This window comes from Acidisoma sp. PAMC 29798 (genome assembly GCF_030252425.1).
Lineage (GTDB): Bacteria > Pseudomonadota > Alphaproteobacteria > Acetobacterales > Acetobacteraceae > Acidisoma > Acidisoma cladoniae.
This window is the reverse complement of the sequence record NZ_CP126994.1, coordinates 3,385,775-3,400,948: the sequence shown is the minus strand read 5'-3', so window position 1 is coordinate 3,400,948 and position 15,174 is coordinate 3,385,775. Positions and strand designations below refer to the sequence as shown.

Annotated in this window: 12 protein-coding genes; 4 read left to right on the top strand and 8 right to left on the bottom strand. The window is 63.5% G+C overall.

The genetic code is table 11. The annotated features are described in order from the left end of the window. Nucleotides 1–3: 3 nt before the first annotated feature. Complete coding sequence (locus QP803_RS16370; RefSeq protein ID WP_284944539.1) at nt 4–900, bottom strand: alpha/beta hydrolase; 897 nt, start codon at nt 898–900, stop codon at nt 4–6. A 2-nt stretch (nt 901–902) separates the two neighbouring features. Beyond that, a complete protein-coding gene (locus tag QP803_RS16365; protein ID WP_284944538.1) occupies nt 903–1,838 on the bottom strand; it encodes a ring-cleaving dioxygenase in 936 nt (311 codons plus the stop codon). An 84-nt stretch (nt 1,839–1,922) separates the two neighbouring features. Here QP803_RS16365 and QP803_RS16360 point away from each other — a divergent pair, with 84 nt between their 5' ends. Further along, nucleotides 1,923–2,885: a LysR family transcriptional regulator gene (locus tag QP803_RS16360; RefSeq protein ID WP_284944537.1), complete on the top strand. Its 963-nt coding sequence runs from the start codon at nt 1,923–1,925 to the stop codon at nt 2,883–2,885. Nucleotides 2,886–2,907: 22 nt separating this feature from the next. On the opposite strand, the gene QP803_RS16355 is transcribed toward QP803_RS16360, so the two are convergent. Genes QP803_RS16355 through QP803_RS16335 form a run of 5 tightly spaced genes read right to left on the bottom strand, consistent with a single transcriptional unit; the run spans nt 2,908 to nt 8,849 of the window. Continuing rightward, on the bottom strand, nt 2,908–3,813 hold the full coding sequence (locus QP803_RS16355) for an SMP-30/gluconolactonase/LRE family protein (protein ID WP_284944536.1): 906 nt from the start codon (nt 3,811–3,813) through the stop codon (nt 2,908–2,910). Between the two features lie 30 nt (nt 3,814–3,843). Continuing rightward, complete coding sequence (locus tag QP803_RS16350; RefSeq protein WP_284944535.1) at nt 3,844–5,007, bottom strand: NAD(P)/FAD-dependent oxidoreductase; 1,164 nt, start codon at nt 5,005–5,007, stop codon at nt 3,844–3,846. Then, the gene (locus QP803_RS16345; protein WP_284944534.1) at nt 5,004–6,569 is read right to left on the bottom strand and encodes an FAD/NAD(P)-dependent oxidoreductase; all 1,566 of its coding nucleotides are present in this window, start codon (nt 6,567–6,569) and stop codon (nt 5,004–5,006) included. The genes QP803_RS16350 and QP803_RS16345 overlap by 4 nt, the downstream gene beginning before the upstream one ends. Beyond that, nucleotides 6,553–7,560 (bottom strand): GlxA family transcriptional regulator, encoded by a 1,008-nt coding sequence (locus QP803_RS16340; RefSeq protein WP_284944533.1) that lies wholly within the window; start codon nt 7,558–7,560, stop codon nt 6,553–6,555. The genes QP803_RS16345 and QP803_RS16340 overlap by 17 nt, the downstream gene beginning before the upstream one ends. Then, a complete protein-coding gene (locus QP803_RS16335; RefSeq protein ID WP_284944532.1) occupies nt 7,560–8,849 on the bottom strand; it encodes an aromatic ring-hydroxylating oxygenase subunit alpha in 1,290 nt (429 codons plus the stop codon). Before QP803_RS16335 ends, QP803_RS16340 begins: the two co-directional genes overlap by 1 nt. Nucleotides 8,850–8,936: 87 nt before the next feature. Here QP803_RS16335 and QP803_RS16330 point away from each other — a divergent pair, with 87 nt between their 5' ends. Genes QP803_RS16330 through QP803_RS16320 form a run of 3 tightly spaced genes read left to right on the top strand, consistent with a single transcriptional unit; the run spans nt 8,937 to nt 11,370 of the window. Beyond that, nucleotides 8,937–9,563, top strand: coding sequence for a LysE family translocator (locus tag QP803_RS16330; protein WP_284944531.1), 627 nt, complete (start codon nt 8,937–8,939; stop codon nt 9,561–9,563). Between the two features lie 18 nt (nt 9,564–9,581). Continuing rightward, on the top strand, nt 9,582–10,895 hold the full coding sequence (locus tag QP803_RS16325) for an NtaA/DmoA family FMN-dependent monooxygenase (RefSeq protein WP_284944530.1): 1,314 nt from the start codon (nt 9,582–9,584) through the stop codon (nt 10,893–10,895). 1 nt (nt 10,896) lies between these two features. Then, nucleotides 10,897–11,370 carry a nuclear transport factor 2 family protein gene (locus QP803_RS16320; protein ID WP_284944529.1) on the top strand — a complete coding sequence of 158 codons (474 nt, stop codon included), beginning with the start codon at nt 10,897–10,899 and terminating at the stop codon, nt 11,368–11,370. A 96-nt stretch (nt 11,371–11,466) separates the two neighbouring features. Here QP803_RS16320 and QP803_RS16315 read toward each other — a convergent pair whose 3' ends face one another. Next, on the bottom strand, nt 11,467–14,790 hold the full coding sequence (locus QP803_RS16315; protein ID WP_284944528.1) for a Hint domain-containing protein: 3,324 nt from the start codon (nt 14,788–14,790) through the stop codon (nt 11,467–11,469). Nucleotides 14,791–15,174 lie beyond the last annotated feature (384 nt).

Sequence of the window (15,174 nt, the reverse complement as noted above, 5' to 3'; positions counted from 1 at the left end):
ACGTTAACCCGTTTGCAAAAACGCCGCCTGCAAAAACGCCGCCGCCGCGTCCATCGACTGCCGCGCTTCCGGCAAGAATGAAAAGATCGGCCAGGCATGCGGCACGCCGCGCCATGTCCGCAGGGTCGCGCGGCCACCGGCGGCGTGAACCCGAGCTGCCAAGCGCGTGCTGTCATCCAGCAAAACCTCGTCATCGCTCGCATGGATCAACAGCGGCGGCAGTCCGTGCAAAGCCGCATAGAGCGGTGAGGCGAGGGGCGAGCGCGGATCGGCGCCGGCCAGATAGATCGCGCCGCCTTCAGCGATCTGGTCGCCATAGAACATCGCGTCGCTGTGGCTGTTCCGTGTCAGGGATGCCCCGGTCGCGGCAAGATCAGTCCAGGGGGAGAACAACACGGCCGCCGCTGGCAGCGCGTCCCCCGCGTCGCGAAGCGACAGCAGCATGGCCATCACCAATCCGCCGCCCGCGGAATCGCCAGCCACGGTGATGCTCTGCGCCGGCATGCCTTGGGCGATCAAGCCGCGATAGACCGCCACCGCATCCTCGACGGCGGCCGGAAAGGGATGTTCCGGCGCCAGTCGGTAAGCCGGCGCAAACACGCGGAATCCGCGCCGCGCGAAACCCAGGGTGATCGGGCGATGCGTGCGCGGGGAACAGAAAAAATAGCCGCCACCATGGAGATAGAGCAGCGTCGCGGCGGGTTGTCCGCGGCGCTGCTCCACCCATTCGCCCGCAATGCCGCCGACATCGCCGGGTGTCACGACAAGACAGTCTGGCACCTTGACCACGCGCCCGCCGGCCCCGGCGCGCATGGCGGCGATATCGAAATCGCTGCCGTGCCGCCGCTTCATGGTCCGTTTCAGGAACCACACAAACAGGCGGGCACGCAGGCTCACCATGCTCAGATCGGCTTCAGCCCCCGCTCGATTGCGGCGCGCTTGCCTTCTAGGAAGGGCGGCAGCGACAGCGATTCGCCCAGGGCGTCCGCCGCCTCATCCGTCGCGAAGCCCGGGCCGTCTGTCGCGATCTCATACAGAATGCCGCCGGGCTCGCGGGTATAGAGGCTGCGGAAATAGAAGCGATCGACCGGCCCGCTGGAGGGGATCCGCAGGTCGCGAAACCTGTTCGCCCAATACTCGTATTCGTCATCGGCGACGCGAAAGGCGACGTGGTGAACGCTGCCGGCACCCGGTCGAGACGGGGCGAGCGTCGGCTCGACGCGCACATGCAGCTCCGCCGCCGGGCCGCCTTCGTCCATCTCAAACACCTGCACCGTCACGCCGTCGATCTGGTACGTGCGGGCGCGGCGCATGGCCATGACCTCGACCAGGAACTGCTCGGACGGGGCAAGGGTCGGCACGCTCATCGTAATCGGGCCGAGGCCCCGGATCTGATATTCGGTCGGCACGCTGCTGCGCGCCCAAGGATGAACGGGGCCCGTGCCACCGTCATCCACCAGGGTCAGGCGCTGACCTTCTGGATCCTCGAAGTCGATCTGCATGCGTCCGTCACGCTCCTTCGCGGGGCCATGCGACACGCCAAGCTCGTCGAAGCGGGCGAGCCAATAGGCCAGGGTACCTTCGCCGGAAACGCGGAGCGCCGTGCGCACGATGCTATGCGTGCCGCGCTTCTCGCGCGCCGTCGGCCAATCGAAAAAGGTGATGTCCGTGCCCGGGCTCGCTTCGCCATCGGCGTAGAACAGGTGATAGGCGCTGGTATCGTCCTGATTGACGGTCTTCTTCACCAGCCGCATCCCGAGGACGCGGGTGTAGAAGTCCTTGTTGCCTCGGGCATCGGCCGAGACGGCGGTCAGATGATGGATGCCGTGAAGCTGCATCGGTCTTTCTTTCGGTAAGGTCGGCCTGGGGGTCAGGCGTTCCGTGGCCTCTAACCTGTTCTTCGCGAGGGTCGCCCGCAAGGCATGGCCGCGAAACCCATCGTTCGCTATTGTCGAACGATGCGCCCGAGCACCGAAGACCTCTCGACCTTCGTTCAGGTTGTCGATTGCGGCACCATCACGGCTGCCGCCGCCCGCATGTCCTTGGCGAAATCGGTGGTGAGCAAGCGTATCGCGCATCTTGAAACCACCGTCTCCGCCAAGCTGCTGCATCGCTCCGCAAGGCGGGTGACGCCCACCGATACGGGCGCGCTGCTGTATGACCGCGCCCGTGCTCTGCTCGCGCAGCTCGATGCCATGAGTGATGAGGTCGCCGCCCGCTCCGGCGATCTTCAGGGGCTGATCCGCCTCGCCGCACCAATGAGCTTCGGCACCCGCCATCTCGCGCGCCTCATTGCCCGTTTCATGCAAGACAATCCGCGCGTCGAAATCGCCCTGGATTTGGATGACCGTCACGTCGATCTCCAAGGCGGCGGCTACGATCTCGGTGTGCGGATCGGGCGCCTGGGCGATTCCGCATTACGCGCCCGTCGCCTGGGCGCCAGCCGCCGGGCGCTGTGTTGCAGCCCGGCCTATGCGAACGCTGCCGGCCTGCCTGCGACGTTGGAAGCGCTGGCGGCGCATTCCTGCCTCGGCTACGCCAATGCCGCCGCGGGCCATATCTGGCGCTTTGCCTCTTCGACGGAGCCGGCCGAGCCGCGATCGATCGTGCTGCACGGCCGGCTGACGGCGAATAGCGGCGAAACCTTGCTGGAGGCCGCCTGCGCCGGCCTCGGCCTCGTGGTTCTGCCGACATTCGTGGTGGGGGACGCGATGCGCGCCGGCGATCTGATCAGCCTCTCCATCGCAGGCTGGACACCGGTGCCGGACGCGATCCAGGTCGTCTATCCCGAAACCTCGGCCATGCCGTCCAAGGTGCGGGCCTTGATCGATTTTCTCGTGGCGAACCTGCGCGAGCCCTTCGACTGGGATGAAGGCATCGTCTAGTGACTCGCGCTCGGGCTCTGCTCTAATTATTTGGGATCGAGTAAATCTTGCCCATGTAAGGCGACTTGTCGATTTGATCGAGGGCAGTCACATAGACCGTTTTCTCGTCGGGGCTGAAGGCAAGGTTCGGCACCTGGGGCGAGGGCAGCTTCAGTTCACGCAGCAGCTTGCCGGTTGCGTCCACAATGAAAATGATGCCGACCAACGGCGCGTGAACATCGCGGGGGCTTTGCCCGATATAAATCGCACCCTTCGAATCGATCTTGACCCCATCAGGCCAGATGTGCGTGACGTGATTGGTCATGTCGTCGAGGTTGAGAAACACCCGACGATCGGACAGTGACGCATCGGGTGCGATCTTGAACTGCAACAGCCGATTGTCTTCCGTCTCGACCACATAAAGGATTTTCCCGTCTTTCGAGACGGCAAGGCCGTTGGCATTGTGCAGATCCACCGCTTCCTGCGTAATCGTGCCGTCCTTGGCGATATAGAAGACCTTGCCGTCGATGACGGGGCCTTGGTCGCCCGAAGCGGTGAAGTAAATGCCACCCTTCGTGTCAGGGGCCAGATCGTTCGGCCCCACGAACTTGTTGCCAGCCTTGTCCTGTGTATAGGCCGGCAGCTGCTTTCCGTCCGCTGCCATGCGACCGATGGTGCCATTGTCGTAGCAGGTCGTGACGAACTCGCCATTCGCCGTATTCACGACGGCGGATTGGCCGCAGCCCTTTTGAGAGGCGAAGATGGCGTTCTTTTTGCCATCCCACGTATCGACCGTGTTGCGGTCATATTCGATGTAATACAGCTTTCCGTTGTACCACACAGGTCCTTCTGGGTAGTGAACATCGCTGTTCAGGATTTTGATGCCGTCGGCTTGGGCAAAGGACGCCAGGCTTGTCGCGAAGAGCAAACTGAGAAGAAACGTCTTCATAAAGGCCTCCTGTTGTTGGGTGATGAGGGGTTAGGCAGACACCTCGTTGCGCCAACCTTGGATGGAGCGCCAATCAGGCTCCAACACGCGGAAGCGGGACAAGGCGAAACTCGAAAGATCCGCGAAACTGCAAGCGCCGTTCTGAACCAATTCGGCGATGGCATGACCGGTCGCGGGCGAAAGGCCGAAGCCGATGCTCGATAATGTGGCGATCACCACATTATCGGTCTCGGACGGCCGATCGATGATCGGCCGTCCATCGGGGGTGTTTTCGATGACGCCCGCCCAACTGCGAATGATCCGCGCATGGCCGGCGCGAGGAAACATGCGCGCGAGGCGCCCCGCGATATGGGACATCAACGGCGTGCTCGGTGGCGGCCCAGCCTTATGCGGCCCAGCCGCCTCGCCGAATTCGATCCATTCATGCGGGCCGCCGCCATAGGCGAGATTGCCGCGCAGCGTCTGCCGACCGTACAGGCCGTTGCCATCCACGCCGCCGAGCGGCATCAGCGGCAGCGGTTCGGTCACGATCATTTCGGCCCGCGCCGCGACCATCGGCACATCGAGGTCGAGCATGGCCGCAAGCACGCCGGTTGCGGGGCCGGCGGTGATCACGACATGGTCGCAGCCGATCTCACCGCGATCGGTGACGACGCCGACCACACGTCCGCCCGCGCGGCGAAATCCCTGGACACGGGTATGTTGCAAGACGCGGCCACCATGATCCTGCATTGCCCAGGCATAGGCCTGCACGGTGCGATGCGGATTGGCATGGCCGCCGAACTTGTAGAAATAGCCGCCGACCGCGTCTTCCCCGGCGAGCGGCACCATCTCCCGCACTTGCTGCGCATCGAGCAGATCCGACCCGAATCCCTGCCGCGCCGCATTGCGCACCGCCTGCCCATAGAGGCTCAACTGCCGCTCGTCATAAGCGATGCGAATGCGCTTGGGCTGGAACTCGGTGGGGTATCCGAGCAGCGCATCCATCTGCGGCCACAACCGCTGCTCTTCCACGAAAAGCGGGCTGAAATGATGCGAACAGCCGCCGCCGTTCCGGCCGGAGGCGCCCCAGCCGACGATGCCGCTGTCCAGCACCACCACATCCACGCCCGCCTGCGCCAGCCACCAACCCGCGCTGAGGCCGGTGGCGCCGCCCCCGATGATGACGACCGATGCGCCCGCGATCTCACTCATTCGCTGGCCACATCGGCGGTCGGGTCGCGTCCGGCGGCGGTATAGGTGTCCGGCACATCCCAGGGCGGTACGTATTGGGACGCCATGCCGAACCAAGTGTCCCAATGCTGCGCCATTGTGGCCGATTCGGTGGAGGCGGTGGCCGCGACAGTCAGGCGCATGGGCCGCACCGGCGCACGATGTGTCGCTGCCGGGATGGCGCCGTAGTCCATGCCGCTGGCCAAGGCGAGCAACCCGGTGACCTGTTCGCGGCATCGGCGCCCCTGGCACACGCCCATGCCGGCGCGCGTCAGCCGCTTGACCTGATCGGGGTTTGGCGGTCCCTCACCCAGCAGGCTGCGCAGGTCGCGGGCATTCCGCCGATCGGGCTGGCTGCCGAGATAGCGGGGCGGACGGAGTTCGAGGATCTCGCGCGCTGTCACTTCCTCGCATTGGCACACGAAGGCTGTACTCTCCGCGTCGATCACGCTGGCGCGCAGCCAAGCGAGGCGATAGGTGCCGAGGTCGTAGCCGGGCGCGATCGCCTCCGGCATCGGCTGTGCCTCATCGCGCGCAGCGAGGCAGCCTTCGGCGCGTGCCACGTCAGGATCGAGCGTCTTCTCCGGCCAGATGCCCGCGCAATCGCCCACGGCGGAAATGCCCGAAACACTGGTGCGCTGGGCGCCGTCCAGCACCGGCACGACGCCGCCGCGCCCGGCGTCGAACTGCGTTTTGCATCCGGCGGAATCGAGCAATTCAATGACCGGAACGGTGCCCAGGCCGAGCAGAACGGCATCGCAATCGATGCGGACGTCGTCGCTCAGTAGAAGGGCATCGACCTTGGACCAGCCTTCGACGCCGCGTGGCGCCTGGCCGAACAGCATACGCGTGCCGCCTGCGGCCAGCGTTGCGACCAGTGCCGCCGGCCCGACGGCCACCGGCGCGGGATCGACCAGAGCAACGATCTCCACGCCCGCATCACGTAACGCCAATGCTGCCTGCAAGGTCTCGGTGCTGCTGCCGAGGACCACGACCCGCCGTGGTTCCAGCGCGCCATAGGTTGTCGCGAGACGCAGCGCGGCCGTGATACCCATCACGCCGTCCTTCTCCCAACCCCCGAACGCAAGGCCCATGTCGCGCCGGCCGGCGGCGACGATGATCCGCTCGGCGCCGACCATCCAGGACCTGTCGTCTTCCATCAGTCCCGCCACGGGTCCCGGCAGCCAGCGGACCGTGGCACTCGGCGCATAAATTCCCCAGCAGGCAGTGCCGAGCCGAATGTCGATCCCGGCCTCGAAGGCCTCCGCGAACTCCGGTTGGCTGGCGACCACGGCCTCCAGCATCGCACTCCGGTTACGCACGGCCTGCGTCATGCCGCCGCCGAAATGCAGCGGCACGTTCTCACCCATCGTCTCGGCGCTGATTGGATTCTCATCGACCAGCATGACGGAGCGGCCGAGGCGGGCGGCTTCCAGCGCCGCCGCGAGACCGGCTGGGCCGGCGCCAATCACCAGAACCTCCGTCCGCTCATGGACGATAAGCGTGGTGCCGGCGATCGACTTCGGATCAGGCGTGAAGGCCATGCGACGCCGCCTCCGGTCGTGTCTTGGAGACGGGTTGGGCGGCGTCTGAGCTCGGTGTGCGGCCGAAAGCACCGCGGTAAGCATGGGCGAAATGGCTGGCATTGGTGAAGCCTGTCGCGACGGCCACTTCGACGATCGACATGCCGGTTTGGCGCAGCAGCATGCGGGCCTGTTCCAGCCGCAGCCGCAGGTGATAGGCGCCGGGCGTCACCCCGAAATTGGCGCGAAACAGCCGTTCGAGCTGACGCAGCGACACATTGGCGACATCGGCCAGCTCGGCGCGCGTGCCAGGATGTTCGATATGCGAATCCATATGCGCCAGCACACGCAGCAAGGCCGGGTTCCGCACGCCGAACCGCTCCGACAGGGACATGCGCTGCGGATGGCCGCCCTCTCGCACTTCCGTTTGCAGGAACCAGTCGCTCACCGCCATGGCCAGCGCAGTGCCATGCTCCTGCGCCAGCAGGGCATGCATCATATCGAGCGGCGCAGCCCCGCCCGAACACGTCAATCGGTCGCGGTCGATTTCAAACAGGCAGCGCCGAAGATCAAGTTCGGGGAATTCTTCCGTAAAGCCGGCGGCGAGCTCCCAATGCAGCGTGAAGCGGTAGCCAGTGAGTAAACCCGCCCGCGCGAGCACGACCGGCCCGGCGGATACGCCGCCCATGCGCACACCCTGCCGCGCCAGCGTTGCGAGGTGGCGCAGCGTCACCGGGTCACGGAATGCGACGGCCGAGGAACCGGCGCAGACGATGAGCCAATCCAGATCCCGCGCCTGGTGCCAGGCCCAATCCGGTGTGACGACGAGGCCGTTGGAGGCTGCGACGCCGGCGCCATCCGGTGTCAGATGATGCCACTCATACAAGGTGCGATCGGCGATGACGTTGGCCGCGCGCAAAGGTTCGATCGCCGAAGCGTAAGGCAATAACGCGAAGCCGGGGATCAGCAGGAAGCCGATCCGCGTCGTGCGTTCCGGCTGCGCGCGCGCCATTAGTGTGCCCGCTCCAGATACTCACCGAGCTTGGTGCGATACCAGTCGATGAACTTGATGATCCCAGCTTCAAGGGATGGCGAATAGGGGCCGGGGCGATAGCCGCTGGAGCGCACGCCGATTTGGTTGCGCTCCACCAGCGCCTTGTCCTGGTCGTTCGTCACTGTCCAGACCTTGGTCAGCGTATCGAGGTCGTAGTCCACACCCTCGACCGCTTCGGCATCGACGAGGAACTTCGTCGTCACCAGCGTTTCTTCAGGCCCGACCGGCAGCATGCGCACGAGCACCGTGTAGTCATTGATGCAGTGATTGAAGGTCGAGGGATAATGTACCCAGCGGAGGGAACCGTACGCATCCGGCGGCGCATCACCTAACGGCCGCTTGACGGCGGGCTTTCCGTCCATGGTGATGGATTTTGACGAGCCCGTCAGTGGCAACCGTGCGGCACGATAATTGGGTCCTTCGGAGATGCGCGACTCATAGCCGGCGGCATCCCACTTGTTCCAATAGTCCTGGATCGGTTGCGAGTCCTGCGGGTTGGCGAAGTCGTAGATGTCGAGGAAGGTTCGCATCAGCTCGCCATGGCCGGTCGCGCAATGGTAGCACTCGCGCGAATTCTCCATCACCATTTTCCAATTGCCGTATTCGACCAGATCGGCCTCGAACGCCACTTTCGCTGTTTCGAGCTTGTGCGGCGCGAGTTGGCGGACCATCGCGTCCTGATACGGCGCGAAATCTGGCGGCTCATCGGCAAGGCAGATATAGATGGTGCCGCCGACAACGCGCGTATGGACGGGCACCAGAGAATAGGCGGCGGGATCGAAATCTGCCGGCATATGCTTTGCATTGGCCAGTGTGCCGTCCAGCCGATAGGTCCAGCGGTGATAGGGGCAAATCAGAGCCGGTGTGTGGCCTTTTGCGGCATCGCAGATCTTGAAGCCGCGATGGCGACAGGTATTGAAGAAGGCCCGCACCTCGCCACCACGGTCGCGCAATACAATGACCGGGCTGCGCCCGATGGTGAGCGTTATAAAGCTGCCCGGCTTGGGAATCTCACACGTGGCCCCGGCGAAGATCCATTGCCGCTCGAAGATGGCCGCGACATCGAGCGCATAAATGTCGGGGTCGGTATAGAAGGCGCCCGCCAGGCCATGGCCAGGCCGATGCGCGCCCAGCATGTCGCGAAGAGTCTGATCCTGGCCGGGCAGGATCATCAGCAGCGCCAGCTCCAGATTGACTTTTCCATGCAAATACATTGCCGAGGATGCTAGCAGGTCGTTGTCCTGCATACGACTTGGGCTTGCTTAGAAACGACGACTTGCCGCCTTCGTCCAGTTCTGTCTTTGACATAGGCAAGGACTATCGAGGAGAGAGCCATGATCGACGCGGGAACTTTGCTGACCTACGCGGTGGTCGTGCTCGGGCTATTCCTGATCCCAGGACCCGCCGTGCTGATGGTTCTGGCCCGATCGATGAGCGGCGGTCGCCGCGTCGGGATCGCCACTGGCCTCGGCGTTGCCTGCGGCGACCTTGTTCATACGGCCATGGCGACCTTCGGCCTCTCCGCCGTGCTGATGACATCGGCACTCGCCTTCAGCATCGTGAAATATGCCGGCGTCGCCTATCTCCTGATCCTCGGCATCCGTGCCCTGTTCGAAAAGAGCGATGACCTGCATCTGGCCTCCGCGCGCCGGGTCGATGCGCCTCGCGCCTTCCGACAGGCAATCCTGGCGGAGGTCCTGAACCCCAAGACCGCGTTGTTTTTCCTGGCCTTCCTGCCGCAATTCATCCGCCCCGCGCATGGCGGCGTTGTCGTCCAATTCGCGACCCTCGGCCTCGTCTTCGTCGCGATGAGCGCGGTCTATGCGTCGCTCATCGCACTCGCGGCGGGTCAGGTGAGCCGCTGGTTGAGCGGCCATCGCCGCATCGGCCGCTGGCAGGGGCGCGCGGTCGGCACGATCTATATCGCTCTCGGCCTGCGTCTTGCTTTCCAGGAACGATAAGACAACCTGGAGACTCCTATGGACGACAAGCGCTTCCACCTCGGCTGGTTCATGAACTTCACGCCCGATGAGTGGCAGTCGCCCTTCGGTCAGGGGGGTGAACCCTGGGACGGGCAGTTCTATATCGAAATGGCCCAGACGCTGGAGCGTGCCTGCTTCGACTACATGATGATCGAAGACAAGCTCATGGTGTCGGAGGCCTATGGCGGTTCGGCCGAGGGCGGGTTGCGGACCGGCATGATGGCGCCGAAGCATGATCCCGTTCCGCTCGCCGTCGCCATGGGCATGGCGACATCGCGCATCGGCGTCGTCGCCACCATGTCGACGTTGGGCTATCCGCCCTTTCTCATGGCGCGTCTTTCCTCGACGGTCGACAGCCTCACCAAGGGGCGTTTCGGCTGGAACGTCGTGACCAGCGCGGAGGATCTGGCGGCCCAGAACTTCGGTCTCGACAAGCTGCCGCCGCGCGAGCTGCGCTACGAAATGGCCGATGAATACATGGAAGTCATGGACAAGCTGTTTGGCAGTTGGGACGCGGATGCCGTGGTCCGAGACCGGGCGCGCGGCGTCTATGCCGACCATACGAAGGTCCATCCGATCAACCATGTCGGCAAATTCTATAAGGTGCGTGGACCGCTCAACACGGTGCGGTCACCGCAGGGACGACCTGTCTATGTCCAGGCCGGCGCTTCCCCGCGCGGCCGTGACTTTGCCGCCAAACACGCCGACTCGATCGTTTCAGTGGCAAGCGGCGTGCCCGCCATGAAAGCCTTTCGCGATGATATCCGCGCCCGCGCCATCACCCTCGGTCGGGACCCGGACACGATCAAGGTGATGTTCCTCGTCACGCCGACCTTGGGGGAGACGGCGCGTGACGCCCAGGACAAGCACCAGCGGATGCTGGAATCACCAAGCTTTATCGATGACATGCTGGCTTCCATCTCGGCCATCACCGAAATCGACTTTGCGCAATTCGAGCTCGATAGGCCACTGCCGCACCAGTTGGTCACGAATGGCGAGCAAGGCTCGCTCGATAAGTTCCAAAATTGGGGGAGTGGCAAGACTCTGCGCGAACTCGTGATCGACGGCAGCGGGGGTCTCTGCTCTTCGGTGGAATTGATCGGCACGCCCGATCAGGTCGCGGAGCGGATGGGGGAGGTGATGGCGGAGATTGGGGGCGACGGCTTCCTGATCTGCACGCCGGTCCTGCGCGTCAGCCGGCGGTATATCACGGAAATCGCCGACGGCTTGGTGCCGGCGCTGCAGCGGCGCGGCCTCACACGGACGCACTATGCCCATGCGATGCTGCGCGACAATTTGCAGGAATTTTGAGATGAGCGCGCTTTCACTCGAACAGCGGATTGCGCGCCTGGAAGCCGCCGAACTGATCAAGACCATGAAAGCGCGCTACTGCGATCTCTGTGATCGGGGCTACGAGCCGGACGGTCTTGCGGCCCTGTTCACCGAAGATGCGGTTTGGGACGGCGGCATCTTTGGCCGCTATGAAGGTCGCGCCGCGATCCACGCCTTCTTCAAAGGCGTGTCCCGCACGCTGACCTTCGCCGCTCATCTCGTGCTGAACCCGATCATCACCGTCATCGATGACGAGACGGCCACCGGCAAATGGCGCTTATGGCAGCCGGTGACGGCGAATGAGCCGAATGGCCCGATTTCGAAGATTCTCGTCGCGGCCTATGACGATGTCTATGTGCGTGTCGAAGGCCAGTGGTTGTACAAGTCGCTCCATCTGACCGTCAATTTCTTTGAACCTCTGAGTGACGGGTGGGCGCAGACAGCCGTCCCGTAAGGATCGATCACGGATCGCGCCGCACTGTTCCGCCCTACGACCTTGCGGTTGATGTAGGGCGGAACAGTGCGCGCATTCCGCCAGACTATCGTTTACTCAGCCGGCGCGGCGCTGCGCCTGACCCGCGACGTCATCGGCGCGTGCCCCGAGCGTCGCGCGGATCGCATCGACTTCGATCCCCGTCACTTTCAGTTCATGGCAACCCAGTGCGTCCCAGGACAAGCGGGCGAAGTCCGCGTGCAGCACCACGGGCAGGCCGCCGTTCTGGAACATATTGCGCCCGCCGGTCTCCAGATAGCTTTCCGTCGGCAGACCCTCGGCGAGCAGAATCTCGTGCTGTGCCAGTTCGACATGGACGTAAACGACCTGGCGTGCCGCGCCTTCGATCACGATTGTGGTGCCATTGACCAGATATTTCACAGGCACCAAGACGCCCTCGGCGAAGATCGCATGGTCGGGTGACAGAAGCAGGTCGCGCGCCGGAAGGTTGTCGGCAAAGGCGCCCTGGCGGATGCGGATAGGTCGGACCTTGTCCGCATCGCGATGGCGCAGGATATCCACCGCGCGCATCCCGATCCATGTGACAGGCATCACCTGCGTGACGCCATCGGTTACGGTGATGACCTCATCACCCTCACGAAGGGTTTCGACGCGGACATCACCGCGCGGCGTGCGAATGCGTGTGCCCGCCACGAAGCAGGGCAGCACGTCTGTCGTGACGAGGAGATCGCCCGATGTTGTGTCCGTGGCCGTGAAGTCGCTCGCCGTATAGCTGCCGGCGAAATAGAGGGTGGCAGAGACGCCGCCATTGTCGCTGAAGGTCAGCGTGTTGTCAGCAAAGCTGTAGGTATCACCGGCATAACCTTCGAGGTCGATGGTATTCCCTTCCTGGAAGCCCGAGATGGTGCCCTGGAAGCTGCTCGGGGTAGCGAGGTCGAGTTCGTTATTGGTGCCGTCCATGAACTGGACCGTCTGCGTGGCATCGACATCCAGGTCATACACCGCCAGCGCGTCACCGCTCAGCTGGGTGACGCCGTCGGTCGCCCCCGCCGTCGTTGCGGTATCGACGATCAGCGTGGCGTCATCAACCGCGATGGTGCCGGTATTGGTGAAGCTGTCCATAAACTGGACCGACGCGATGCTGCCGTCGCTGATGGTCATGGTGCCGGCATTGGTGAAGGCGCTGCCGGTCTCGACGTTGAGGTCTGTGCCACCGGTGACGGTGATGGCGCCGTTGTTAACGAAGCTATCGGTTTCGAGATTGACCTCGCCATCGGTCGCATTCGCGGTGATCGTGCCGTCATTGATGATGGTGCCGCTGCCTTCGAGGTTCACCACGTTGATGTCGCTGGCGGTCTGCACGGTGACGCCGGCGCCGAGCGTCAGCGTGCCTTCGGCATCAAGCGTATCGACACCCGTGGCGCTGCCCATAGTGATGGTAGCGTTATTGAATGTCTCGGTGTCGTCGAACTGCAAGGTGCTGTCGTCACCATCGATGGTGACGCTGCCGGCCCCTGTGCCGCCCAGGGCTTCGCTGGTCAGGCCGCCCTTGATTTGCGCGGTGCTGTCGCCGCCAATCTCGAAATTGCCCTGCACCGTGTCGGCCTGAAACAGGCCGTTGCCAATGCCGAGCGTGCCGCCGTTGATAACGAAGGTCGCGTTCTCGATCGTGCCGTTATTGGTGATGGTGGAGAAGTTGCTGTCCGTGGCGACGTTCAGGGTCTCGCCCTCAGCGTTGAACAGACCGTCGATCTCAACCGTGCCGCCGGTCGCCTGCGTCTTGGTCAGAGCGGAGGCGTAGGTATCGAGGTCGAGTTCACCGCCGGCATCCACCGTGATGAGGCCCGTATTGGTGAAGGCGTTCAGATATTGGATGGAGGCAACACTGTCCACGCCGACGGTGAGGGTGCCGTTATTGGCGAAGGTGCCATAGGGCTGGATGTCGAGGGAGGTCCCGTACGCGACGGAAATGTCGCCGTTGTTGATGAAGGTGGGGCTTTCGAGGTCCATCTCGCCGCTCGTCGCGTCGGCGGTGATTGTGCCATCATTGATGATGGTGCCCTCGCCGCCGAGGCTGTCATCGAAGAAGTCCGCAGCGCTTGTCTGTATCGTGACGCCGGACCCGAAGGTGACGGTGCCGCCGGCATCAAGATTGGAGAGACCGGTGGCACTGCCCATGGTGATGGTAGCGTTGTCAAAGGTCTCGGTATCGTTGAACAGCAGCGTGCTGTCCGCGCCGTCGATGGTGATGTCGCCGGGTCCGGTGCCGTCCAGGCTCAGCGCCGTCAAGCCGCCTTGGATCTCCGCCGTGCTCTCGCCGTTGACATCGAACGTGCCCTGGATCGTGTCCGCCTTGAACAGGCCGTAGCCGATGTCGAGCGTGCCGCCGTTTTCGAGGAGGGTCGCGTTTTCCAGCGTGCCGTAGTTGAGGATCGTGGAGAAGGCGCTGTCCGCCGCGAGGTTGAGCGTTTCGCCCTCGGCATTGAACAGGCCGTCGATCTCCACCGTGCCACCGGTCACCTGGGTCTGCGTCAGGGCCGATGCATAGGTGTCGAGGTCGAGTTCGCCGCCGCCGTTGATTGCGATGGTGCCTGTATTGGTGAAGGCGTTGAGATATTGGATGGAGGCGACGCTGCCATTGCCGACAGTAAGGGTACCGTTATTCGCGAAAGTGCCGTAGGGCTGGATGTCCAGCTTCACGCCGCCGGTGGCCGTGATGGCGCCGTTATTGATGAAGGTGGGGCTTTCAAGGTCGAGTTCGCCGCTCGGTGCGCTGGCAATGATGGTGCCGTCATTGACGATGGTGCCCTCGCCGCCGAGGCTGTCATCGAAGAAGGCCGTGGTCGTCGTCTGGATCGTGACGCCGGACCCGAAGGTCACCGTTCCGCCGGCGTCGAGATTGGCGAGACCGGTGGCGCTGCCCATGGTGATGGTGGCGTTATCAAAGGTCTCGGTATCGTTGAACAGCAGCGTGCTATCGGCGCCGTCGATGGTGATGGTGCCGGGCCCGGTGCCGTCCAGGCTCTTCGTCGTCAGGCCGCCCTGAACGACCGCCATTCCTTCGCCGCCGACTTCGAGATTACCCTGCCATGTGTCGCCTTTGAGCAGGCCATAGCCGAATTCGAAGTCACCGCCGCTGTTGATAACCGTCGTGTCGGCCAGAGTACCATAATTGTTGATGGTTCCCGACTGGAGCAGAATTTGGGTTGCGGTCAGGCTGCCGTTGATTTCCAGCGACCCAAGCGCATCGTTCATGACCAGTCCGCTTATGGATACGAAATCGGAACCATTGATCGAAACATCGGCCGTGCCTGTGCCGGTGATCGTTGCAGTGTCACCCGAGACGGGCACCTGAGCTGGCGTCCAATTGTCTGGATCGGTCCAGTCTCCAGCACTGCCGTTCCAAATGATATTTGCCATGACCGCCACCTTCCAGATCGAAACAGGCGCGGAGTAGTTGACAGAACATCGATGCTCGCATGCGGAGCACCCTTGATGCTAGTCGCCGGCCAGATTGATGTGGTGCTTAACTCGCATAGGTTGTCTCGTCACGCGCAGTTCTGTGACTGTTTAGATACAGAGGCATGGTGCGCGCGCGCAACGGTTGTGAACGCATCAGATAAATACGGTAGAGGAACAAAATTGCCTCCTCAACGACGGCGCATGGCGGCATCGCGGGTGCCGTCATGTCGCTTTTCGGGACGCTACCTGGGCTGCGATACGCATTGCCGTCGATCTGCCCAAAACATAGGCTGACAGCCGCGTCTTGAGGCAGATCCTGGGCCGGCCTTCCTGGACACGCCT

Bases quoted from the DNA above. Each gene is read 5' to 3' on its own strand.
- QP803_RS16330 (WP_284944531.1), top strand. From the start codon at position 8,937: ATGATCGACGCGGGAACTTTGCTGACCTACGCGGTGGTCGTGCTCGGG.
- QP803_RS16360 (WP_284944537.1), top strand. From the start codon at position 1,923: ATGGCCGCGAAACCCATCGTTCGCTATTGTCGAACGATGCGCCCGAGC.
- QP803_RS16345 (WP_284944534.1), bottom strand. From the start codon at position 6,569: ATGGCCTTCACGCCTGATCCGAAGTCGATCGCCGGCACCACGCTTATC.
- QP803_RS16320 (WP_284944529.1), top strand. From the start codon at position 10,897: ATGAGCGCGCTTTCACTCGAACAGCGGATTGCGCGCCTGGAAGCCGCC.
- QP803_RS16335 (WP_284944532.1), bottom strand. From the start codon at position 8,849: ATGCAGGACAACGACCTGCTAGCATCCTCGGCAATGTATTTGCATGGA.
- QP803_RS16340 (WP_284944533.1), bottom strand. From the start codon at position 7,560: ATGGCGCGCGCGCAGCCGGAACGCACGACGCGGATCGGCTTCCTGCTG.
- QP803_RS16350 (WP_284944535.1), bottom strand. From the start codon at position 5,007: ATGAGTGAGATCGCGGGCGCATCGGTCGTCATCATCGGGGGCGGCGCC.
- QP803_RS16315 (WP_284944528.1), bottom strand. From the start codon at position 14,790: ATGGCAAATATCATTTGGAACGGCAGTGCTGGAGACTGGACCGATCCA.
- QP803_RS16365 (WP_284944538.1), bottom strand. From the start codon at position 1,838: ATGCAGCTTCACGGCATCCATCATCTGACCGCCGTCTCGGCCGATGCC.
- QP803_RS16370 (WP_284944539.1), bottom strand. From the start codon at position 900: ATGGTGAGCCTGCGTGCCCGCCTGTTTGTGTGGTTCCTGAAACGGACC.
- QP803_RS16355 (WP_284944536.1), bottom strand. From the start codon at position 3,813: ATGAAGACGTTTCTTCTCAGTTTGCTCTTCGCGACAAGCCTGGCGTCC.
- QP803_RS16325 (WP_284944530.1), top strand. From the start codon at position 9,582: ATGGACGACAAGCGCTTCCACCTCGGCTGGTTCATGAACTTCACGCCC.